We start from the raw sequence: 21,088 nt of genomic DNA, 5'->3' as shown, positions 1-21,088 counted from the left end.
CCGGGCGCCCTGGGCCGCCACCAGCCGGGCGGTCGCGTAGCCGACACCGGGGAGCCCGCCGTTCTGGCCGGCGCCGGTGACGAGCACGGCGCGGCCGGCCATCGGGCCGGCCCCGGGCACGAACGGGTTCTCCAGCGGGCCGGTCACCGGGTCACCCCCGCCACCGGGACCGCGGTGCCGGACCAGTCGGAGAACAGCCGCACCACCATCGAGATGCCGGCGTTGCGTGCCCCGGCGACGGCCAGCAGCAGGTTCTCCCGGCCGGAGCCGGCGAGCAGCGGGTCGAAGCCGTCGCCGCGGGTGCCGTCGGCGAACCGGACCTGGCCGTCCAGGCCGTCCTTCCCGGCCCGGGCGAGGTCGGTGACGCTGCGGCCGCACCGCTGCGCCAGCCAGGCCCGCACGTCGGCACGGCCGAACCCGGCGGCGGCGAGCTGCTGGGCGTGCTCGGGGCAGAACACGACCCCGGCGCTCGCGTGCCGGAAGATCCAGGCCCCGGTGCGGGAGAGCGTGTCGGCGACGTCGGCGAGCAGCTGCTCGGCCGAGCCGGTGTGCCGGTTGTCGACGTACTCGCAGGTCCGCAGCAGTGTCGCGGACACGGCGGACTCCCCCGGCGCGACGCCGGCCTCGACCGACAGCGGCTCCCAGGGGCTCTCCTCCTCGTTCTCGGCGATGCAGATCTGCCAGCGCCCGGGCAGCCCCTGGGTGGCCTGCTCCAGGGCGTGCGGGTGCACGCCGTAGACGTTGCGCACGATCAGCCCGATCGACCGGGCGACGGTGGCGTTCGGCCGGAACCCCGGCCCGAACACGCCGCCGGTGGAGTTGAACCCGAGCGCGTCGCGGACCGGGCCGTTGACCACGATCAGCGGTGCCGGACCGCTGGTCGACTGCCAGCCCCCACCACCGGTGGCGCGTTCCGCGGTCAGTGCGGCCCAGGCCGCGAGGACGACGGGGAAGTACTCCGGGCGGCAGCCCGCCATCACCGCGTTGATCGCGGCCAGCTCGACGGTGACCGCCCGGTCCAGCTGCGGCAGCCTGCCGATCTCGGTCTCCGGGGCCAGATCGGTGGTGGCGAGGAAGCGGTCGACCAGCGCGCGCGACGCAGGCACCACCGGCAGCCCGTCGGTCCAGCCCTGCTCGAAGCAGTGCTCGACCGCGGCGGCGGCGAGATCCGGGTCCGGGTCGGTCCCGGCGGTCACCGCTGCGCCCCGGTGAGCAGAGCGGCGACGTCGCCGGCGAGCCGCGCGGCACGGTCCCGGACCTGGTCCGGTTCGAGGATCGCGACCGGGTGCGGGGTGGTCAGGTAGCGGTAGCCGGTGGCGCCGCGCAGCGCGGCCATCGTGTCGGCGGTGGCGGCGAACGCGTCGCTGCAGATCACCGCGGCGGGCACCCCCGCCCTCTCGAACAGCACCCCGTCGGCGACCGCGGACGCGCTGCACGATCCGCAGTCACCGACCCCGGTGACGACGACGTCGCAGCCGCGCGCGTACTCCTCGATCAGCTCGTCGGGCGCCGGGACGGCGAACTGCCGTTTCGTTCGGGCCACCGTGACCCCGGCGGCACCGTGCTCGTCGACGAGCAACCGGGCCACCTCGGTGAGCAGCAGGTCGGCGTTCTTCTTGGTGTTCTCCAGGACCCCGATCCGGAGGCCGGTCAGCTCCGGGCGGCGCGGCGCGAGCACTCCCGCCCCGGGCTCCGGGGAGGGATCGGCGCCCCGGCCGGTCGGGTCGAGGATGGGGTTGGGCCTCTCGGACACGTCTCGTCTCCTTCCTGTTCAGCCCGCGAGCCGGGTCAGCCGGGACTTCATCTCGGCGCGTTCCAGCGAGCCGGGCGGCACGAGCGTCACCGCGGCCCTGACCGACAGCCGGGTCCGGATCGCGGTCTCGATCTCCCTGCCGAGCTGCTCGGTGTCACCGGCCGCCTCGCCCCACTCGGCCTCGATCCGCAGCGGCGGGTCGACCCGCGGGCCGTGCTCGGGCAGCACGATCTGCACGGCGCCGGTGGTGCGCGGGTGCAGCGCGACGACGAGATCGCGCACCGCGGACGGGAAGACGTTGACGCCGAGCACGATCAGCATGTCGTCGGTCCGCCCGATGCAGCGGATCAGCGGGGCGTCGTCGGCCGCCCGGCCGGTGACGACCACCCGGTCCCGGGTGCGGAAGCGCACGAGCGGGCAGCATTCGCGGTCCACCGAGGTGTAGACGAGCTCGCCCTCGGCGCCGGGTTCGGCGCCCACCGGCTCCCCGGACTCCGGGTCGATCAGCTCGGCGACCACGTGCCGGCCGCCGGTGAAGCGCATCCCACCGCTGCCGGGCTGCTCGGCGAACAGCACCGGGGCCATGTCGGCGTTGCCGAGCCCCTCGGTGACCGGGGCGCCCCACTCCTGCTCGACCTGTCTGCGGAACGCGGGTTCCCCGCCGCCGGGCTCACCTCCGACGAAGATCTTCCGCAGCCCGAACCCGCGCGGGTCGCGGCCGGCCGCCCTCAGGTACTCGGCCAGGTAGCGGGCGTAGGACGGCGTCGAGTGCAGCGCCGTGACGCCGAGCGACTCCAGTGCCAGCACCGCCTTCTCCGACGCCCCGGTCCCGATCGGGACCATCGTGCTGCCGATGCGTTCCAGCGCGTCGCGGATCGGGAGACCGCCGACGAAAAGGGTGAGGCCGGCGCCGTGCAGGACGACGTCGTCGCGGGTGGCCCCCATGGTGCGGAACGCCCGTGCGACCAGCTCGGTCCAGGCGCCCGCGTCGCGCCGGGTCACCCCGACCCAGCTGGGGCGTCCGGTGGTGCCGGTGGAGGCGTGCACCCGCACGACCTCCGACATCGCGACGCCGGCGTGCCGGCCCAACGGCGGCTGCGCCGCCTGGGAGTCGCGCAGCATCTGCTTGCCGGTGAAGGGGAACCGGGCCAGGTCGGCGAGCGAGCCGAACGCCGACGCGTCGATCCCGTGCTCGGCGAACAGGTCGGCGTAGAACGGCGAGCGGGCGGGCAGGCCCTCGAGCTGGGCCCGCAACAGGTCGGTGACGGCCTCGGCGTCGGCCGACGCGACGAACCCGGGCACGGGTGCAGGGGACACGGTGGCTCCTCGGATCGCGGCGGGCGTCAGACGTCGTGGACGATCACGCCGCGGATGGTGCGGCCGGCGGTCATGTCGGCGTAGCCCCGGTCGACCTCGTCCAGCCGGTACCGGCGGGTGATCAGCTCGTCGAGCTTGAGGTCGCCGGCCCGGTAGAGGCCGAGCAGGCGGGGGATGTCGTACAGGGGGTTGCAGCCGCCGAACAGCGCGCCACGGATCTGGCGCTGGTAGCTGATCATCATCCCGGCGTGCACGTCGACGGTGTTCTCCCCGAGCCGCCCGACCGCGGTCACGGTGACCCTGCCGCCCTTGCCGACGACCGCGACGGCGTCGTTCACGATCTCCGGGGTGAGGACGCCGGGGGTGCAGATCGCGTGGTCGGCGAGCTGGCCCCAGGTGGTCTCGACGACGAACTCGTGTGCGCTCGCCGCGTCGGCGAAGGTGTGCGTCGCCCCGAACAGCTCGGCGGACTCGCGCTTGAACGCGACCGGATCGACGACGACCACGTTCTTCGCCCCGGCGTAGCGGGCGCCCTGCACGGCGTTCGACCCGACCCCGCCCGCGCCGTAGATCACCACGGTCTCCCCCGCCCGGACGCCCGCGGCGTACACCGCGGAGCCCCAGCCGGTGGGGACACCGCAGCCGACCAGCGCGCCGATCTCGAACGGGATGTCCTCGGGCAGCGGGACGCACGCCCACTCCGACACCACCGCGTACTGCGAGAACGTGCCGAGCGTGCAGAAGCCGCCGAAGTCCACGCGCTCGTCGCCGGTGCCCTGGTGGAACCGGAACGACCCGTCGAGGAACATCCCGGTGCCCGCGTTGAGGCCCTTCACGCACATGTTCTGGTGCCCGGTCGAGCAGGGACGGCAGGCGCCGCAGGCGGGGATGTAGGAGCAGACGATCCGGTCGCCGGGGCGGACCCGGCGCACGTCCGGTCCGACCGACTCGACGATCCCGGCGCCCTCGTGGCCGCCGACGACCGGGAACCGCACGGGCGCGTCGCCCGCGGTGATGTGGTCGTCGGAGTGGCAGAGCCCGGCGGCGTGGAACCGGACCCGCACCTCGTGCGCGCGGGGCGGTTCGAGCCTAAGGTCGGTCAGCTCCCAGCCGGTGTGCGGACCGCGGGCCACCGCCGCCCGGGTGGTGATGACACCGGCGTCGGTGGTGGACGGTCCGGCCGTCGTCTCTGCTGTGCTCACTGCGGGGCCCCCTCCGGTCGTGCCGCGACGTGCGGCAGCACCTCCGCCCCGATCAGGGCGATGTGGTCGAGATCGGCGATGTCGTAGACGTGCAGGTAGACGGTGTCCGCACCGGCCTCGGCCAGCCGTCCGATCCGGTCGGCGACGTGGTCCGGAGACCCGATGGCGGCGTTGTCGCGCATGAGGTCGGACCCGATGACCGCGCCGCGGCGGGCGACCTGCGCCGGGTCGGCGCCGCAGGCCACCGGCAGTACCGCGGACCGGCGTGCGGTCGCCGGGTCCCGGCCGACCGCCTCGCACGCCCGGTCGAACACCGCGTAGCGCTCGGCCAGGTCGCCCCCGAGGGCGCCGTTGAACTCGTCGGCGAAGCGGGCGGCGATCGCGGGGGTGCGCCGCGGACCGGTCCCGCCGACGATCACCGGCGGGTACGGGTCCTGCGCCGGGTGCGGCGGGGTGTGGTTGTCCGCGATCCGGTGGTGGTGGCCGTCGTGGGAGAACGACGTGCCGGTCCGGGCGGCCCGCCACAGACCGGTGACGACCGTCAGCTGTTCCTCCAGCCGGTCGAACCGGTCGCGGGTCGGCGGGAACGGGATCCCGAACGCGGCGTGCTCTCGCTCGTACCAGCCGGTGCCCAGTCCCAGCTCGACCCGGCCGCCGCTCATCTCGTCGACGGAGGCGACGATCGTCGCGAGCAGGCCGGCCTCGCGGAACGTGGCGGCTCCGACCAGGGCGCCGAGCCGGATCCGGCCGGTGTCGCGGGCAAGGCCGCCCAGCGTGGTCCAGCAGTCGGTGGGACGGTACGTGCGGTCGTGCGGGTCGACGCCCATCAGGTGGTCGGAGCGGAAGAACGCGTCGAACCCGGCGGCCTCGGTCGCCCGGGCGAGGGCGAGGATCTCGTCGTAGCGGCAGCCGTGGCGGGGTTCCATCAGCACCCGCAGCCGCACCCCGGTGCCCGCCGTCCGCTCAGCCACGGATCGACACCGTCTTCACCTGGGTGTGCTCCAGCACGGCGTCGGCGCCCATGGTGCGGCCGAAGCCGCTGCGCCGGTAGCCGCCGAACGGCCCGCCGATCACCCCGGCGCCGAGCGCGGCGTTCACCGCGACCTGCCCGGCGGCCAGCCCGCGCGACATCCGCACGGCGCGGCCGACGTCGCGGGTCCAGACCGACGCGACCAGCCCGTAGTCGGTGTCGTTCGCGACGTCGAGGGCCTCGCTCTCGTCGTCCACCGCGAGCACCGACAGGACCGGGCCGAAGATCTCCTCGCGGGCGATGGTCATGCCGGGGTCGACGTCGTCGAACAGCGTCGGTTCGACGAAGAACCCCCGGTCCAGTCCGCTCCCGGTCGGCGTGCCGCCGCCGGTCACCAGCCGGGCGCCCTCCTCCCGTCCGGTGCGGACGTAGCCGAGCACCCGGTCCCGCTGCCGGGCGTTGATCAGCGGCCCCATCCGGGCCCGTGCGTGCCAGGGGCCGACACTGACCGCCGCCATCTCGGCGGCGAGCCGTTCCACCACCTCGGCGCGGATCGACCGGTCCACCACGACCCGGGACCCGGCGGCGCAGATCTGGCCGGTGTTCAGCGTGATGCCCGCGACGATCGCCGGGATCGCCCGGTCCAGGTCGGCGTCCGGGAACACCACCTGCGGGGACTTGCCGCCCAGCTCCAGGTGCAGCGGGACCAGCCGTCGTGCGCAGGTCGCCATCACCGCGGACCCGGTCTCCGGGGAGCCGGTGAAACCGACCCGGGCGACGTCGGGGTGCGCGGGGAGGGCGGCGCCGGCCTCGTGGCCGTAGCCGGTGACGACGTTGACCACCCCCGGCGGGATCCCGGCCTCGCGGGCGAGCCGGGCCAGCGCGAGCGGGGTCAGCGGGGCGTCCTCGGCCGGTTTGACGACCACGGTGTTGCCCGCGGCGATCGCGGCGCCGGTGTCGTTGGCGAACATCGGGCCCGGGGCGTTCCACGGGATGATCGAGGCGACGACGCCGTAGGGCTCGCGCAGGGTGAGACCGAGGACGTCCGGGGTGTGGGTGGGCAGCGAGAGCCCCTGCACCTTGTCGGCCTGCCCGGCCAGGAAGGTGAGCATCCGGGCCATCGGCGGCGGGCCCCAGTGCGGCCGCCCCACCTCGCGGGACTCCAGCCGGTCCAGCTCGTCGGCGTGCCGCTCGACCAGCTCGGCCCAGCGCAGCAGCAGCCGCCCGCGCTCGGTGGCACTGGTGTCGCGCCAGGCCGGAAACGCCTCCCGGGCGGCCGCGACGGCGGCGTCGACGTCGGTGGCGGTGCCGCGCGGCACCCGGCCGACGACCTCGCCGGTGGAGGGGTCGAGCACGTCGATCGTGCGGCCGTCCGCGGCGGGCACCCAGGCGTCGCCGATCAGGTGGGTGGCCCCGGCGGTCGGTGCGCTGCCGGTACCGGTGTCCGTGCCGGCCGTCGTGTCGGTCGTCATCGTCGCCGCCTCAGTGCTCGTGGACGATCACGCCGCGGACGTTCCGGCCGTCCGCCATGTCCGCGTAGCCCTGGTTGACCTCCTCCAGGCGGTACCGCCTGGTGATCAGCTCGTCCAGCTTGAGGTCGCCGGAGCGGTAGAGGTCGAGCAGCCGGGGCACGTCGTGCAGCGGGTTGCAGGCGCCGAAGATCGCGCCCTGCACCCGGCGCTGGTAGCCGATCAGCATCCCGGACGGCGCCCGGACCGAGCCGTTGCCGACCGCGGTGACGGTGACCTGACCGGACTTCCCGGTGACCGCCAGCGCGCGGGCGATCACCTCGTCGTGCAGCACGCCGACGGTGATGATCGCGTGGTCGGCGAGCTCGCCCCAGGTGGTCTCGACGACGAACTCGTGCGCGCTCTGCGCGTCGGCGAAGGTGTGGGTGGCCCCGAAAACCTTCGCCATGTCGCGCTTGAACGCCACCGGGTCGACCACCACCACGTTGCGGGCACCGGCGAGCCGGGCGCCCTGCACCGCGTTGGCCCCGACCCCGCCGCAGCCGTAGACGACGACGGTCTGCCCGGCGCGGACCCCGGCGGCGTGCACCGCCGAGCCCCAGCCGGTCGGGACGCCGCAGCCGACCAGGGAGGCGACGTCGAACGGGATGTCGTCGGCGATCGGGATGCAGGAGAACTCGGAGACCACCGCGTACTGGGAGAACGTGCCGAGCACACAGAGCCCGCCGAGGTCCTCGCCGTCGAGGTGGAACCGGAAGGTCCCGTCCGGGAACTCACCGGTGGCGGCGTTCTTCCCGGCGTCGCACAGGTTCTGCCGGGCGGTGGAGCAGTACCGGCAGGAGCCGCAGGCCGGGATGAAGGAGCACACGACGTGGTCCCCGACCTGCACCCGGGTGACACCGGGACCGATCGCCTCGACCACCCCGGCGCCCTCGTGCCCGCCGACGACGGGCATCCGCATCCGGGCGTCGCCCTTCTGGATGTGGTCGTCGGAGTGGCAGAGCCCGGCGGCGTGGAACCGGATGCGGACCTCGTTGGCGCGCGGGTCGTCCAGCTCGACGTCGGTGATCTCCCACGGCGTCCCCGGTGTGCGGCAGATCGCGGCTCGGGTCGTCATGCCCATGTCGGCTCCTGTGTGTGGGAACGGATACGGCCGCCTCGGCGGAGGTCCGGGGCCCGGAAGGGAATGTGGGCCGGGTCACCGGCTCGTGACCTCACGATGCCGCCCTCCCGGCGGGTGCCGGGAGGGCGCTTTCACGTCGTGGAAGGACGGTCCACGCGGGCCCCGGCCAGCCAGCGCTCGGCGTCGATCGCCGCGGCGCAGCCCGACCCGGCGGCGGTGACCGCCTGCCGGTAGTGCCGGTCCACCAGGTCACCGCAGGCGAACACCCCGTCGACGGCGGTCCGGGTGGTCCCGTCGAGCGTGCGGACGTAGCCGTCGGGGTCCAGGTCGAGCCGGTCGGCGACCAGCCCGCTGCGCGGGTCGTGGCCGATCGCGACGAACACCCCGGCGACGTCCAGCCCGGACTCCGCGCCGTCCCGGACGTCGCGCAGGCGCAGCCCGCCGACCGCGCCGTCGCCGGTCACCGCGACGACCTCGCGACCGGTCGCCCAGCGGATCGCGGGGTTCGCCCGTGCCCGCTCCAGCATGATTCGCGACGCCCGGAAGGTGTCCCGGCGGTGCACGACCGTGACGCTGCGGGCGAACCGGGTGAGGAACTGCGCCTCCTCCATCGCGGAGTCCCCGCCACCGACGACGGCGACGTCCCGGCCGGTGAAGAAGAACCCGTCGCAGGTCGCGCAGGACGAGACCCCCCGCCCGAGCAGCTCCTGCTCCCCCGGCACGCCGAGGTAACGCGGCGCGGCGCCCATCGCGAGCACCACCGCACGGGCCCGGTGCACCTCGCCGTCGGTCACGATCTCCTTGACCGGGCCGTCCAGCCGGATCTCGCCGACGTCGCGGGGCCGCAGGTCGGCGCCGAACCGCTCGGCCTGCGCCCGCATCCGTCCCATCAGGCCGGGCCCGTCGACGCCGTCGGGGAAGCCGGGGTAGTTCTCCACGTCGGTGGTGGTCATCAGGGCGCCGCCGTGGCTGGAACCCTCGAACACCAGCGGGGCCAGCCGGGCCCGGGCGGCGTAGACCGCCGCGGTGTACCCGGCCGGGCCGGACCCGACGACGACGAGATCGTGTACCCCGACGCTCACGGCGACGCCGGCTGGTCGCTGAGCCACACGTCGGCGAGCCGGCGGCCCTGGTGGATCGGCACCGGGAACAGGTCCCGGGTCCGCGAGGAGAAGATCGTGTAGTCGAACTTCTGGATCGGGAAGAGGCCCTGCACGATCTCGGTCTCCATCCGCCTCTGCATGGCGCGGTGCAGCTCGCGCCGCTCGGCGTCGTCGGTGGTGGTCCGGGTCCGGGCGTAGCCCTCGACGAGCTCCGGGTCGTCGACGAGCGCGTAGTTCTCGATGTAGCCGGGCATGAAGTCGCGCCAGGTCTGGTCGGGCAGGTGCACGGTCCGGAGTGCCTTGGTCATGGCGAACTCGTGGGTGCGCCGGCGTTCGATCCCGGTCCCGGGATCGACGGTCTCGATCGTGACGTCGATCCCGACCTCGGCCAGGTCGGCCTGCATCCACTGGGCCTCGCGCACGTCCTCGTCGTCGACCCGCTGGACGAGCAGCGTGGTCGCGAAGCCGTCCGGGAGGCCGGCCTCGGCGAGGAGCCGGCGGGCCTGCTCGGGGTCGAACGGGCGGATCTCGCGGACCTCGTCCTCGGACAGTGCGGCGTCGGAGACGTCGGGACGCAGGATGGAGGTGAGGTTGAACGAGCCGCGGACGGTCTCCCCCATGCCCTCCCAGTCGATCGCGAGGGACACCGCGCGGCGCACCCGGACGTCGTCGAACGGCTCCACGCGCGGGTTGAGGTAGAAGCTCACCGGCGCGCCGGGCGTCTCGGTCACCGTGTGGTCGCCGTCGCGGAACTCGTCGGCCACGGTGACGTCGCTGGTGGTGCCCACGTCGAGGCGGCCGCTCCGCAGGGCCGCGGTGGTCGCCGCCGTGTCGTTGATGACCGGTCGCCGGACCTCGTCGAGGTACGGGCGGTCGGGAACGTGGTAGTCGGGATTGCGCCGGAGCACCCACTCGACGTCCGGGGTGTGCTCGGCGAGCAGGAACGGCCCGGTGCCGATCGCCACCGTGTCCAGGTCGTAGCGCCCCTCGATCCCTTCCCGGGGAACCATCAGGAAGGTGTGGTAGGCCACGTACTCCAGCAGCGGGGCGAAGGGCCGGTCCAGGGTCAGGACGACGGTGTGCTCGTCCGGCGCCTGCACGGTCCGCACCGCCTCGAGCATGTAGGCCTGCAGGCCGCGCTCCTTCATCGCGGTGATCGTTGCGACGACGTCGTCGGCGACGAAGGGCCTGCCGTTCACCGGCTCGACGTCGTGCCAGGTGACGTCCCGGCGCAGGTGGAAGGTGTAGGTCAGACCGTCCTCGGAGACCTCCCACGACTCGGCCAGGTCGCCCTCCAGCTCCATCTCCGTGACGTCGGGTCCGGTGCGCCAGTCGAGCAGCTTCCCGTAGACCGAGCCGGAGATCAGCCCGGTGGCGCTCGGGTCGGAGCTCTCCAGCGGGTTCAGGTCGGTGGACACCTCGGCCGGCAGCTGCCACACCAGCGAGCCGCCGGGACGAGGGTCCCCGACCGGCTCGTCGCTGCCGCCACCGCCACCGGCCCCGCAGGACGACAGCACCAGCGCCGCGGCCAGCAGCAGCGCCGCGGCGCGACCCGGTCTCACACCGTCTCCCGGTCGAGCTCGCCGGTCACGTCCAGCCCGACCAGCGGAACCGGTCCGGCGAGGTCACCGGCCGCCGCGGGGACGTAGGCGAAGTTCTTCGCCCGGGCCCCGCCGTCGACGACGAAGTCCTGGCCGGTGATCAGCCGGGCCTGGTCCGAGCACATCCAGGCCACGCAGTGCCCGATGTCGGTCGGGGTGCCGGTGGTGCCCATCGGCACCATGGGCACCCGGTCGCCGCTCCAGCGGGCGGGCCGCCGCCACGGCTCGTCGCCGGTGCCGCCGCCGATCCCGTTCCGCGGCCGGTCCATGACCGACTTCCCGTCCGGTCCGGTCAGGGCAGGGTTGTCCGGGGTCGGCGCGGTCGGGGTGAAGGAGTTGACCCGGATCCCGTAGGGGGCGAGGTCCATCGCCGCGGCCCGCACGAAGTTGTTCACCCCGCCCTTGTGGAAGGCGTAGGCGATCACCCCGGCCGAGCCGGACCAGCCGTTCGACGACGAGACCAGCACGATCGAGCCACGGGTGCCGCGCTCGGCCATGTGCCGCCCGACCGCCCGGGTGTTGAGGAAGCTGCCCAGCCCGGCGACCCGCACGGCACGGTCGAAGAACTCGGCGCTCTCGTCGAGCACCCCCTTGCCGCCGAGCAGGGCGGCGTTGTTGACCAGGATGTCGATCCCGCCCAGCTCGCCGACCACCCGGTCGACGTAGCCCGCCACCTGGTCCTCGTCGGTGACGTCACCGGGGACCGCGATGGCCCGGCCACCGTTGCGCTCGATCCGCTCGACGGCGGCGGCCGCCGCGTCCGGGTCGATGTCGTTGCAGGCCACGGTCGCGCCGTAGCGCGCGAGCGCCAGGCCGATCCCGCCGCCGATGTTCGGACCGGCTCCGGTGACCAGGGCCACCTTCCCGGCGAGTGAGATGTCCACTGTGCACGCTCCTAGTCGGGTCGTCGGTCGGTGGGGTCGGTGGCGTCGAGCTCCTCCGCCGCCCGGGCGAGGCCGGGGGCGAGGCGGGCCGGCGGGCGGGGCCGCCACCACCGCCGGGACTCGGCGAAGGTGGCGTGCTGCAGGCGCGGGTCCAGGTGGTCGCGCAGCGCGTCGCCGAGCAGGTTGAGGCTGAAGACGGCCAGCGAGAGCAGGACAGCCGGCACGACGATCAGCCACGGCGCGCGCTCCACGTACCGGACGCCCTCGGAGAGCATCAGCCCCCAGGACGGGGTCGGCGGCGGCGCGCCGATGCCGAGGAAGCTCAGCGCCGACTCGGCGATGACGACCCCGGCGAAGATCAGGCTGGCCAGGGTGAACACCGGGGCGACGATGTTCGGCAGGACGTGCCGGGCCAGGATCCGGCCGGTCCCGGCACCGGTGGCCCGGGCCGCCTCGACGTAGCGCTCCTCGCGCACCCGCAGGGTCTCGCCGCGGGCGATCCGGTTGAACGACGGTGTGATCACCACGGTCAGCGCGATGATCGTGTTGCGCACCGAGGGCCCGAGGATCACCGCGATGAACAGCAGCAGCACGATGCCGGGGATCGCCTGGACGGCGTCCATCACCCGTTGCAGGACGATGTCGACGCCCCGGCCCGCGTAGCCGGAGACCACCCCGATCGTGGTGCCCAGCACCAGGCTGACCGCGGTGGTCACCACCCCGATCAGCAACGAGGTCCGTGCGCCGTGCAGCGAACGGCTCAGCACGTCCCGGCCGAGGTCGTCGGTGCCCAGCAGGAACCGGGCGGACGGGCCGTCGAGGATATCCCGGCGGAACTGCTCCAGCGGGTCGTACGGCGCCACCAGCGGCGCCAGCAGCCCGGCCAGCACGAACAGCGTCAGTACCGTCAGCGCGATCCCGCCGAGGGGCTGGGCGCGGACGAACCGGGCGACGGCGCCGGGGACGGCGCGCAGCCGCGCGGGGGTGGCCGGCGCGCTCACGAGAGTGCCCGCCCGGTCCGGATCCGCGGGTCGACCAGCGCGTAGAGCAGGTCGATCACGATGATCGTCACCACGAACAGCCCCGCGTAGAAGATCGTGCAGGCGACGACCACCGGGTAGTCGCGCTCCAGCACCGCGGAGTAGATGAGCTGCCCGGTCCCCGGGATCCCGAACATCTGCTCCAGGATCACGGTGCCACCGAGCACCGTCGCCAGCTCCAGGCCGAGCAGCGTGAGCACCGCGATGGTGGAGTTCCGGGCGGCGTGCTTGCCGACGACGGTGCGCTCCCGCGCGCCCTTCGCACGGACCGTGCGCACGTAGTCCGACCCCAGCGACTCCAGCAGCGACGACCGCGCCATCCGCGCGGTCCCCGCCATCCCGGCGGTGCCCAGCGCGATCACCGGGATCGCCATCTGCTGGATCCAGTTCACCGGGTCCTCGGTCAGCGGCCGGTAGGCCAGCGGTGGCGACCAGTTGAGCCAGACCGCGCACGCGGTCAGCGCCAGCAGCGCGACGACGAAGTTGGGCACCGACAGGAACGCGACCGCGAAGCTCCGCACGGCGGCGTCCAGCGCGGAGCCGCGGGTGACCGCGGCCAGCACGCCGAGGCCGATGCCGGCGACGGTCGCGAACAGCATCGCCAGCAGGCCGAGCGAGACGGTGACCGGCACCCGTTCCAGGAACAGCCCGGTCACCGGTGCGCCGCCGCCGTAGAACGACCTGCCGAGATCACCGCGTGCGACACCGGCGAGCCAGTTCCCCAGCTGCGTCCAGACCGGCACGTCGAGGCCGAACTCGGCGCGCAGCGCCGCGACCTGCTCCGGGCTCGCGCCGGACTCGGCCAGCTGCATCGTCACCGCGTCGCCGGGGACGAGCCGCACGAGCACGAACACCAGAGCGGTCACCAGCGCCATCACCACACCGCCGTAGGCGAGCCTGCGCAGGACGTAGCGGGTCACGGTCGCACCGCCCCGGAGGTCCGTGCCCCGGCCAGCAGGCAGGCGACGTCACGGTCGGCGACGACCCTGCGCAGCGCGGGCCGTTCCTCGCGGCAGCCGGCCTCGGCCTGCGGGCAGCGGGTGTGGAACCGGCACCCCGGCGGCGGGTCGATCGGGCTGGGCACCTCGCCGACCGGCGTGACCTCCTGGGCCGGTCCGGCCGTGGCCAGGTCGGGGACGGCGGACACGAGCATCCGGGTGTAGGGGTGCTGCGGGTCCCGCAGCACCGCGCCGCCGTCCCCGCGTTCGACGATCTCGCCGAGGTACATCACGCAGACCTCGTCGGACATGTAGCGGACGACGTTCAGGTCGTGGGCGATGAACAGGTAGGACAGCCCGCGCTCGGCCTGCAGGCCGCGGAGCAGGTTGAGCACCTGGGCCTGCACCGAGACGTCCAGCGCGGAGACCGCCTCGTCGCACACGATGAGGTCCGGGTCGGTGGCGAGCGCGCGGGCGATCCCGATCCGCTGGGCCTGACCGCCGGAGAACTGGTGGGCGTACCGGTTCAGGTCGCGCGCACCCAGCCCGACCCGTTCGAGCAGCTCGACGACCCGGTCGGCGAGCGCGGCCCCACGGGCCATCCGGTGCACCACCAGCGGCTCCCCCACCGCCTGCAGGACGGTCATGCGGGGGTTCAGCGAGCCGTTCGGGTCCTGGAAGACGATCTGCATCCGGCGGCGCAGCCGGCGCAGCGCCGCGCCCGAGGCGGCGCCGAGATCGGCGCCGTCGAACGCCAGCGTCCCCGAGGTCGGTTCGAGCAGCCGCAGCGCGAGCCGGGCCACCGTGGACTTGCCGGAACCCGACTCACCGACCAGGCCGACCGTGCGGCCGCGCGGGATGCTCAGCGACACGCCGTTGACGGCCTGGACGACCCCGCGCCGGCTCCGGAAGTGCTTCACCAGGTCGTGGGCCTCGAACAGCGCCGGCCCGGTCACCGGGCACCGGCCGGGACGCCCGCCGGCACGCGCCCGGTCCGGTCGGTGGTGGTCTGACACATGTGGGTCTCCCGTCGGACTCCGTCGGCCGTGTGCTGCGAGAGGCTAGGAATCGCACCCGGCCGGTCACCAGACCGTCTTCCACCAGGGAGAAGACAGGTCGCAGGGTGCGGTGCGCGTCGCGGTCCACGCCGCGACGGATGACGTCGCCGTCCGGTCACCGGGCGCCGGTGCCCGGGGCCGCGGTCGGCGCCGGGACGCGGTCCGCGTCCTCGGCCAGCCAGCACCGGCTGATCCGGCCCTCCCCCGTCCGGACCACCGGTGGCACCTCGGTGCGGCACCGCTCCACCGCCTGCGGGCAGCGCGGATGGAACCGACAGCCGTCGGGCACGTCGGCCGGGTTCGGCACGCTCCCCGGGATCACCGTCAGCAGCTCGTCCCGTCCGGTGTGGACGGTCGGGACGGAGCCGATCAGCGCCCGGGTGTAGGGATGGGTGGGCGCGCTCAGCACCTCGGCGACGGTGCCCCGCTCGACGACCTGGCCCGCGTACATCACCACCACCCGGTCGGCCATCCGGGCCACCACCGACATGTCGTGCGTGATGAGCAGCAGTGCCGCGCCGTGCTCGCGTTGCAGCCGTCGCATCAGGGCCAGGATCTGCGCCTCGACCGTCACGTCCAGCGCGGTCGTCGGCTCGTCGGCGATCAGCAGCTCCGGATCGCACGCCAGCGCCATCGCCACCCCGACGCGCTGTTGCTGACCGCCCGACAGCTCGTGCGGATAGGACCGCATCCGGCGTTCCGGGTCCGGCAGCCCCACCTCGCGGAGCAGCTCGACGGCACGCTCCCGGGCCTGCGCCCGGCCGACCGGCCGGTGCACCCGGATCGCCTCGACGACCTGGTCCCCGACGCTGAACAGCGGGTCCAGCGCGCTCATCGGGTTCTGGAACACCATCGCGATCTCGGCGCCGCGCAGCCGGCGCAACCGCTCGGGACCGGCACCGGCGATCTCCTCGCCCCGGAACGACACCGACCCGCCCGCGATCCGGCCCCTGCCGAGCAGCCCGAGCACCGCCAGCGAGCTGACGCTCTTGCCCGATCCGGACTCCCCGACCAGCGCGACCGTCTCGCCCGGCCCGACGTCGAACGAGACGCCGTCGACCACCCCGAGCGCACCGGCCGCCGTCGGGAACTCGACACGCAGGTCCCGCACGTCCAGCACCGGGTTCACGCCGCGGCCCCGCCGACCTGCACCGGGTGCGTGGTGCGCGACCATCCGCCGAACCCGAACGGCCGCACCACCAGCGACATCCCGGCGTTGCGGGCGCCGGTGACGACGATCGGCAGGTGCTCCGGCTCGGGCACCATCGGGAACGGGGCGTCGTCCGGCGCGTCCCCGGCCGCCCGGCCCTTCCCGGCGGCCCGCAGGTCGGCGGCGGACCGCACGGCGTGCTCGCTGATCCAGGCGGCGACGTCGGCCTTGCCGAACCCGCCGTCGGCCAGCAGCGTGGCGTGCTCGACGCCGAGCAGCAGGCCCGCCGACGACCGTCCGCCGACCACCGTGCCGGTCCGTGCCACCGTGTCCGCGATGTCACGGAGCAGGTCCTCCGGGTCGGTGGAGTCCCGGTTGTCGACGAACTCGCAGGTCCGGATCAGCATCGCCGAGACCGACCCGGCGCCGGGCGCGGCGCCGAGCTCCACCGAGAGGGGCTCCCAGGGGCTCTGCTCCTCGTTCTCCCCCACGCACACCGCGAACCGGCCGGGCAGCCCCTGGGTGGCCTGGTCCAGCTCGTGCGGGCGGATGCCGAGCACGTTGCGCACGGTCAGCCCGATCGCGCGGGCGATCGTCGCGTTCGCCCGGAAGCCGGGCCCCACCGAGCCGCCCACCGAGTTGATCCCCAGCTCGGCGCGCACGTCGCCGTTCACCACGATCAGCGGGGCCGGGCCGCTGGTGCTCTGCCAGCCGCCGCCGGTGACGACCCGCTGGGCCATCAGGGCGTCCCACGCGGCCAGCACGACGGGCAGGTACTCCGGGCGGCAGCCGGCCATCGCGGCGTTCACCGCGACCCGTTCGACGGTGCACTCCCGGCCCAGGCTCCCGGCGTGCGCGACCACCTCGCCCGGATCGCGCGGGGTCGCCGCGAGGAACTCGTCGCGGGTCGCCGCGGTCACCGGGACGACCGGCAGGCCGTCGGTCCAGCCCTGGTCGTAGGCGTGCTCGACCGCGGCCCGGGCGATGTCCACCGGATCGACGGAGGTCGCGGCGCTCACCGGACACCCGCCCCGGGGTGGTCCGCGCCGTTCCCGGGCGGGCCGCCCGGTCCCACCGGCGCGTGCAGCAGCCGCACCAGCCCGGGCAGCACCTCGCCGGCCCGGGCCGCGACTCCGGCGGCGTCGAGCGAGGCGACCGGGTGCCGCACGACCGCGTAGTCGTAGCCGGGGCTGCCGCGCAGCCCGGCCATCGCGTCCGCGGTCGTCCGGAAGGCCTCGCTGACCAGTACGGCGGCCGGGACCCCGGCCGCCTCGAGAGCGATGCCGTCGGTGACGGCGGACGCGCTGCACGACCCGCAGTCGCCGACCCCGACGAGCACCACGTCGCACCGCTCGACCAGGTCGGCGAGGGCCTCCGGTGCGACCGGGTCGTTGATGTGCGGCTTGACGTGCCGGGCGGCGGGCACCGTGCCGTGCTGCTGTGCGCACCGCTCCGCGACGGCGTCGAGCAGCTCCGCCGCGTTGCGCTTGGTGTTGAGCAGCAGGCCGAGCCGCAGCCCCGCCAGGTCCGCAGGGCGTGGCGCGAGCGCCGCACCCGCCGGGGCGACCGGATCGGCGGCCCCGGTCGGATCGATCATGGTCTCGAACATGGCGGGTCCCGTCGTCGGAACTGAGGGGTCCCGGGCACGCTAGGAATCCGCCTCGGGGCCCACCAGACCGCCTTCCACCGGGTGAAAGGGGTTCGGACCTGCGCGACGGGCCGACGTGGCGGCCACGGGCACCCGGCCGCGCTACGTCATCCGTCGTCGCCGACCGGCCGGCCCTGCGGTGGGACGAGCCCCTCCCGGACCGCGACCAGCGCCGCCTGGGTGCGCGAGGAGAGCTGCAGCTTGCGCAGCACGTTGCCGACGTGCTTCCGCGCGGTCCGCTCACTGATCAGCAGCTGGTCGGCGATCTCCTGGTTGGACCGGCCCTGGGCGACCAGCATCAGCACGTCCCGCTCGCGGAGGGTGAGTGCGCCGAGCCCGCTCGCCGGCGAGACCATCTCCCTGGTCAGCTGCCGGGCGACCCTCGGGTCGAGGAACACCTCCCCGCGGGCGGCGGCCCGGACCGCCGCGGCCACCTCGCCCGGTCCGGCGTCCTTCAGCAGGTAACCCGACGCTCCGCTGCCGAGTGCGCCGTGCACCCGTTCCCGCTCACCGAAGCCGGTCAGCACGACGACCCGCACGCCCGGGAAGCGCTCGACGATCAGCGCCGTCGTCGTGGCGCCGTCGAGGCGGGGCATCACCAGGTCGATCAGGACGACGTCGGGCAGCGCCCGGTGCACGGACATCGCGCCGAGCCGGTCCAGCACCTCATGCCCGTCACCGGCCTCGCCGACGATCTCGACGTCGTCGAGGGACTCCAGGTAGGCACGGACCCCACGGCGGACGACGGCGTGGTCGTCGGCGACGAGGACCGTCACCGGGGTGCTCGTCGGGGACCCGGGCGGTGCGTCCACTCGCAGCGCCTCCGCTCGGTCGTCCCGGGGCTCCGCCGCCGCCCGGAGGTCCAGCATGGCAGTCCGGTCCGCGCAGCGGCCCGGGCCATGGTGCGCTGCTCATCGGCGGCCGGGCGGTGCCCGCCCGCCCCGGCAGGCTCGACGCACGGCACGTCCGGCGGACCGTCGCCGCGGAACGGACCCGGACGATCGTGATCGCGGGCAACGCGATCGCCGACCCCTGGTCGACGAGCCGGCCGAGGCCGGGCGCGCGGGCGCACCGCACGACCTCGCGTCGCTCCGGTGCCCGTCCCCGGCTGATCGCCGACGACGGCTGGGTGCTCGCCCCCGGCGAGCCCGGGACCGGGGTGCTCGCCAACCGCGGCCCGCTGCCGCCGGGCCACCACGGCGACGCCGACCGCACCGCCGCGACGTTCCGGTTCGACGACGGGGTGCGCTACGCCGTGCCGGGCGACCCGGCCGAGCTGACCCCGGACGGCGACATCCGGTTCTTCGGCCGCGGCGCCGGCGTCATCACCACCGGAGGCAGGAAGGTGCACGCCCCGGGGCCGGGGAGCCGGCCGGGGCTGTTCCGTCCGCCGGGTGAGACTTCCTCGCCGCGCCCGTTCTCTGATAGAAGGTGAGCCTCACCTAATCCGAGGAGAACGATGAGGCCCCGTGGAACCACGCTGCTCGCGGCGCTGCTCGGTGCGGCCCTGGTCCTGACCGGCTGCGGCGCGTCCCCCGGCGGCACCGGCACCGCCCCGGCGACGCCGTCCGACGGGGCCGCGTTCCCGGTGACCGTCCGGCACGCCTTCGGCGAGACGACGATGCCCGCACCCCCGCAGCGGGTCGTCGCGCTGGGCATGAACGACCTGGCCGTCGCCCAGGCCGTCGGCGCACCGGTCGTCGGCGCGGTCCGCAGCTCCGGCGACAGCGGTCCCGTGCTCCCCTACCTCGACCCCCTCCCGCCCGAGGTGCTGGCGATCGAGCCCGACGGGACGCTGCCGCTGGAGCAGATCGCGGCGTTCCGGCCCGACCTGGTCCTCGGGGTCTCGGCGTTCCAGATCAGCGACCGGGCGGGCTACGAGGCCCTGTCGCGGATCGCGCCGACCGTCACCTACGCCGAGGGCCTGTACACCTCCTCCATGCAGGACGACGCCCGCCAGATCGGTCGGGCGCTGGGCCGCGGGGACGCCGTCGAGACGCTGATCGCCGAGGCGGACCGCCGCATCGCCGAGACCCGTGACCGGCTGCCCGGGCTCGCGGGGAGGACCTACCTCTACGGGCAGGCGCGCGGGGAGATCCTGCCGATGGTGGTCGGCGAGCAGAACCAGTCCACGGTGTTCCTGCGGTCGCTGGGTCTGGAGGTGCCGGCGTCGTTCCGGGACGCGCCGGCGAGCGACGCGCTGGCCCCGGGCACGGTGGGGGTGTCCTACGAGGAGGTCGGCAGGCTGTCGGAGGCCGACCTGCTCCTGATGACCTTCGCGGGGGCGGGCGACCGCGCGAGGTTCGAGGGCGACGAGCTGGTGCGCCGGGTGCGCGCGGTGCGGCAGGGCACCTACACACCGGTGACGCTGGACCAGGCCATCGCCCTGCAGGCGCCGAACGTGGTGTCGGTGGGCTGGCTGCTCGACGGGCTGCAGCCCGCGCTGGAGAAGGTCGCGACGAGCTGACGAGCCCGGCTACCCGCCGGTAGGCTCGGGGTCGTGAACCCACCCGACATCGCCCTCAAGGCCATGAACGCGGGCCACCGTCTGCTGATCCGGCTGACCGGTGGGAAGGTCGGCCACTCGGCGATGGGGATGCCCGTGGTCGAGCTGACCACCCGCGGCCGGCGCTCCGGCGAGCCGCGCACGGTGCTGCTCACGGCACCGGTCCACGGTGACGGGAGCTACGTCGTCGTCGCCTCCCGGGGCGGCGACGACCGCCACCCCGCCTGGTTCCTCAACCTGCGTGCGGACCCGGACGTCGAGGTCGCCGTGCAGGGCGGGCCACGCGTGCCCATGCGCGCCCGGATCGCCGACCCGGCCGACCGCGCGACGCTCTGGCCGCAGATCGCCGGAAAGTACCGCAACTACGCCGGCTACCAGCGCAGCACCACCCGGGAGATCCCGCTGGTCCACCTGGAGCCGCGCGGCTGACCGGCCACGCATCATCAGAGCAGATGATTCCGGAGATCCGGATCATCTTCGTAGGGTCGGGGTATGTCCGGTCCTGCCGTGCCTGCGGAGGCGGTCTCCCCGCAGGCGTCGTCACTGCAGCTCTCGGTCCTCGGTGGTGTGCGGGCGAGCCGTGACGGCGACGACCTGGCGCTCGGCGGGCCGCGCCCGCGGGCACTGCTCGCCGCGCTCGTCGTCGCGGCCGGGCGTCCGGCCACCGAGGACCTGCTCATCGACGCCGTGTGGGACTCCGAACCCGCCCCGGCCGCGAAGCAGGCGCTGCACACCTACGTCGCCCGGCTGCGGGGTGTCCTGGAGCCCGGCCGCTCGGCCCGCGGGGCGGCGACGGTGCTGGTCCGCGGCAGCGGCGGCTACGCCCTGGCCGTCCGCCCCGAGCAGGTCGACGTGTGGGCGATGCGCGAGCTCGCCGCCCGCGGCGCGACCGCGCTGGCGCAGCGACGCCCGCACGAGGCGGTGTCCGTGCTGGACCTGGCGCTGGCCACCGGCGACGGCACCCCGTTCGGCGACCTCGCCGACCGCGCCTTCCTGGCCGCCGAGGTGGCCGCGCTGACCGAACTGCGCGCCGGGATCCGCGAGGACCGGGCCGCCGCCGCGCTCGCCACCGGCGAGGACGTGACGCTGCTCGACGACCTGGCCGCGCTCACCGCCGAGTACCCGCTGCGCGAGCGCGCGTGGGAGCTGCGGGCCCGCGCGCTCTACCGCGCCGGGCGCCAGGCCGACGCCCTCGCCGTCCTGCGGACCGCGCGGGACCTGCTCGCCGAGGAGCTCGGCGTCGACCCGGGGCCCGGACTCGCCGCGACCGAGCGGGCGGTGCTCGCCCACGACCCGGAGCTGCTGCACCGGGCCCCTGCCGCCGAC

21 protein-coding genes are annotated in these 21,088 nt (G+C 74.7%); 4 read left to right on the top strand and 17 right to left on the bottom strand.

Going from position 1 to position 21,088, the window contains the following annotated elements; all coding sequences use genetic code 11:
* Positions 1-143: 143 nt before the first annotated feature.
* From NH602_RS12860 to NH602_RS12780, 17 genes are all read right to left on the bottom strand, one after another.
* Positions 144-1,196 carry a hypothetical protein gene (locus tag NH602_RS12860; RefSeq protein ID WP_253067945.1) on the bottom strand — a complete coding sequence of 351 codons (1,053 nt, stop codon included), beginning with the start codon at positions 1,194-1,196 and terminating at the stop codon, positions 144-146.
* Complete coding sequence (locus NH602_RS12855) at positions 1,193-1,753, bottom strand: UGSC family (seleno)protein (protein WP_246352657.1); 561 nt, start codon at positions 1,751-1,753, stop codon at positions 1,193-1,195. Before NH602_RS12855 ends, NH602_RS12860 begins: the two co-directional genes overlap by 4 nt.
* An 18-nt stretch (positions 1,754-1,771) precedes the next feature.
* The gene (locus NH602_RS12850) at positions 1,772-3,070 is read right to left on the bottom strand and encodes a phenylacetate--CoA ligase family protein (RefSeq protein ID WP_253067944.1); all 1,299 of its coding nucleotides are present in this window, start codon (positions 3,068-3,070) and stop codon (positions 1,772-1,774) included.
* 26 nt (positions 3,071-3,096) lie between these two features.
* A complete protein-coding gene (locus tag NH602_RS12845) occupies positions 3,097-4,221 on the bottom strand; it encodes an NDMA-dependent alcohol dehydrogenase (RefSeq protein ID WP_179762863.1) in 1,125 nt (374 codons plus the stop codon).
* 47 nt (positions 4,222-4,268) lie between these two features.
* Entirely contained in the window at positions 4,269-5,198 is a 930-nt protein-coding gene (locus tag NH602_RS12840; RefSeq protein ID WP_179762864.1) for a TIGR03560 family F420-dependent LLM class oxidoreductase, read from the bottom strand.
* Between the two features lie 37 nt (positions 5,199-5,235).
* Entirely contained in the window at positions 5,236-6,714 is a 1,479-nt protein-coding gene (locus NH602_RS12835; RefSeq protein ID WP_179760629.1) for an aldehyde dehydrogenase, read from the bottom strand.
* Positions 6,715-6,724: 10 nt separating this feature from the next.
* The gene (locus tag NH602_RS12830; protein ID WP_179760630.1) at positions 6,725-7,834 is read right to left on the bottom strand and encodes an NDMA-dependent alcohol dehydrogenase; all 1,110 of its coding nucleotides are present in this window, start codon (positions 7,832-7,834) and stop codon (positions 6,725-6,727) included.
* A 131-nt stretch (positions 7,835-7,965) separates the two neighbouring features.
* Complete coding sequence (gene trxB, locus NH602_RS12825) at positions 7,966-8,916, bottom strand: thioredoxin-disulfide reductase (RefSeq protein ID WP_251784717.1); 951 nt, start codon at positions 8,914-8,916, stop codon at positions 7,966-7,968.
* The gene (locus tag NH602_RS12820) at positions 8,913-10,499 is read right to left on the bottom strand and encodes an ABC transporter substrate-binding protein (RefSeq protein WP_179760632.1); all 1,587 of its coding nucleotides are present in this window, start codon (positions 10,497-10,499) and stop codon (positions 8,913-8,915) included. The genes trxB and NH602_RS12820 overlap by 4 nt, the downstream gene beginning before the upstream one ends.
* A complete protein-coding gene (locus NH602_RS12815; RefSeq protein ID WP_224391905.1) occupies positions 10,496-11,422 on the bottom strand; it encodes an SDR family NAD(P)-dependent oxidoreductase in 927 nt (308 codons plus the stop codon). Before NH602_RS12815 ends, NH602_RS12820 begins: the two co-directional genes overlap by 4 nt.
* Before the next feature lie 11 nt (positions 11,423-11,433).
* Positions 11,434-12,423, bottom strand: a complete 990-nt coding sequence (locus NH602_RS12810; protein ID WP_179760634.1) for an ABC transporter permease — start codon at positions 12,421-12,423, stop codon at positions 11,434-11,436.
* Positions 12,420-13,382, bottom strand: a complete 963-nt coding sequence (locus tag NH602_RS12805; RefSeq protein ID WP_251784720.1) for an ABC transporter permease — start codon at positions 13,380-13,382, stop codon at positions 12,420-12,422. Before NH602_RS12805 ends, NH602_RS12810 begins: the two co-directional genes overlap by 4 nt.
* Entirely contained in the window at positions 13,379-14,356 is a 978-nt protein-coding gene (locus NH602_RS12800; RefSeq protein WP_253067943.1) for an ABC transporter ATP-binding protein, read from the bottom strand. The genes NH602_RS12805 and NH602_RS12800 overlap by 4 nt, the downstream gene beginning before the upstream one ends.
* Before the next feature lie 217 nt (positions 14,357-14,573).
* Positions 14,574-15,587: an ABC transporter ATP-binding protein gene (locus NH602_RS12795; protein WP_253067942.1), complete on the bottom strand. Its 1,014-nt coding sequence runs from the start codon at positions 15,585-15,587 to the stop codon at positions 14,574-14,576.
* Positions 15,584-16,627: a hypothetical protein gene (locus NH602_RS12790; RefSeq protein WP_253067941.1), complete on the bottom strand. Its 1,044-nt coding sequence runs from the start codon at positions 16,625-16,627 to the stop codon at positions 15,584-15,586. Before NH602_RS12790 ends, NH602_RS12795 begins: the two co-directional genes overlap by 4 nt.
* Entirely contained in the window at positions 16,624-17,205 is a 582-nt protein-coding gene (locus tag NH602_RS12785; RefSeq protein WP_253067940.1) for a UGSC family (seleno)protein, read from the bottom strand. The genes NH602_RS12790 and NH602_RS12785 overlap by 4 nt, the downstream gene beginning before the upstream one ends.
* Positions 17,206-17,363: 158 nt before the next feature.
* Positions 17,364-18,068 (bottom strand): response regulator transcription factor, encoded by a 705-nt coding sequence (locus tag NH602_RS12780; RefSeq protein ID WP_253067939.1) that lies wholly within the window; start codon positions 18,066-18,068, stop codon positions 17,364-17,366.
* 116 nt (positions 18,069-18,184) lie between these two features.
* Here NH602_RS12780 and NH602_RS12775 point away from each other — a divergent pair, with 116 nt between their 5' ends.
* The 4 genes from NH602_RS12775 to NH602_RS12760 all read left to right on the top strand — a co-directional run.
* Positions 18,185-18,691 (top strand): hypothetical protein, encoded by a 507-nt coding sequence (locus tag NH602_RS12775; protein WP_253067938.1) that lies wholly within the window; start codon positions 18,185-18,187, stop codon positions 18,689-18,691.
* A gap of 24 nt (positions 18,692-18,715) precedes the next feature.
* Positions 18,716-19,723 (top strand): ABC transporter substrate-binding protein, encoded by a 1,008-nt coding sequence (locus NH602_RS12770; RefSeq protein WP_253067937.1) that lies wholly within the window; start codon positions 18,716-18,718, stop codon positions 19,721-19,723.
* 63 nt (positions 19,724-19,786) lie between these two features.
* A complete protein-coding gene (locus tag NH602_RS12765; protein ID WP_062404411.1) occupies positions 19,787-20,191 on the top strand; it encodes a nitroreductase/quinone reductase family protein in 405 nt (134 codons plus the stop codon).
* Positions 20,192-20,254: 63 nt separating this feature from the next.
* On the top strand, positions 20,255-21,088 hold an 834-nt coding region (locus NH602_RS12760), incomplete at its 3' end, for a BTAD domain-containing putative transcriptional regulator (protein WP_253067936.1).

Source organism: Pseudonocardia sp. McavD-2-B, from assembly GCF_024124365.1.
In the GTDB taxonomy this organism is placed as follows: Bacteria; Actinomycetota; Actinomycetes; order Mycobacteriales; family Pseudonocardiaceae; genus Pseudonocardia; species Pseudonocardia alni.
This window is presented reverse-complemented; position numbering and strand designations above follow the sequence as displayed.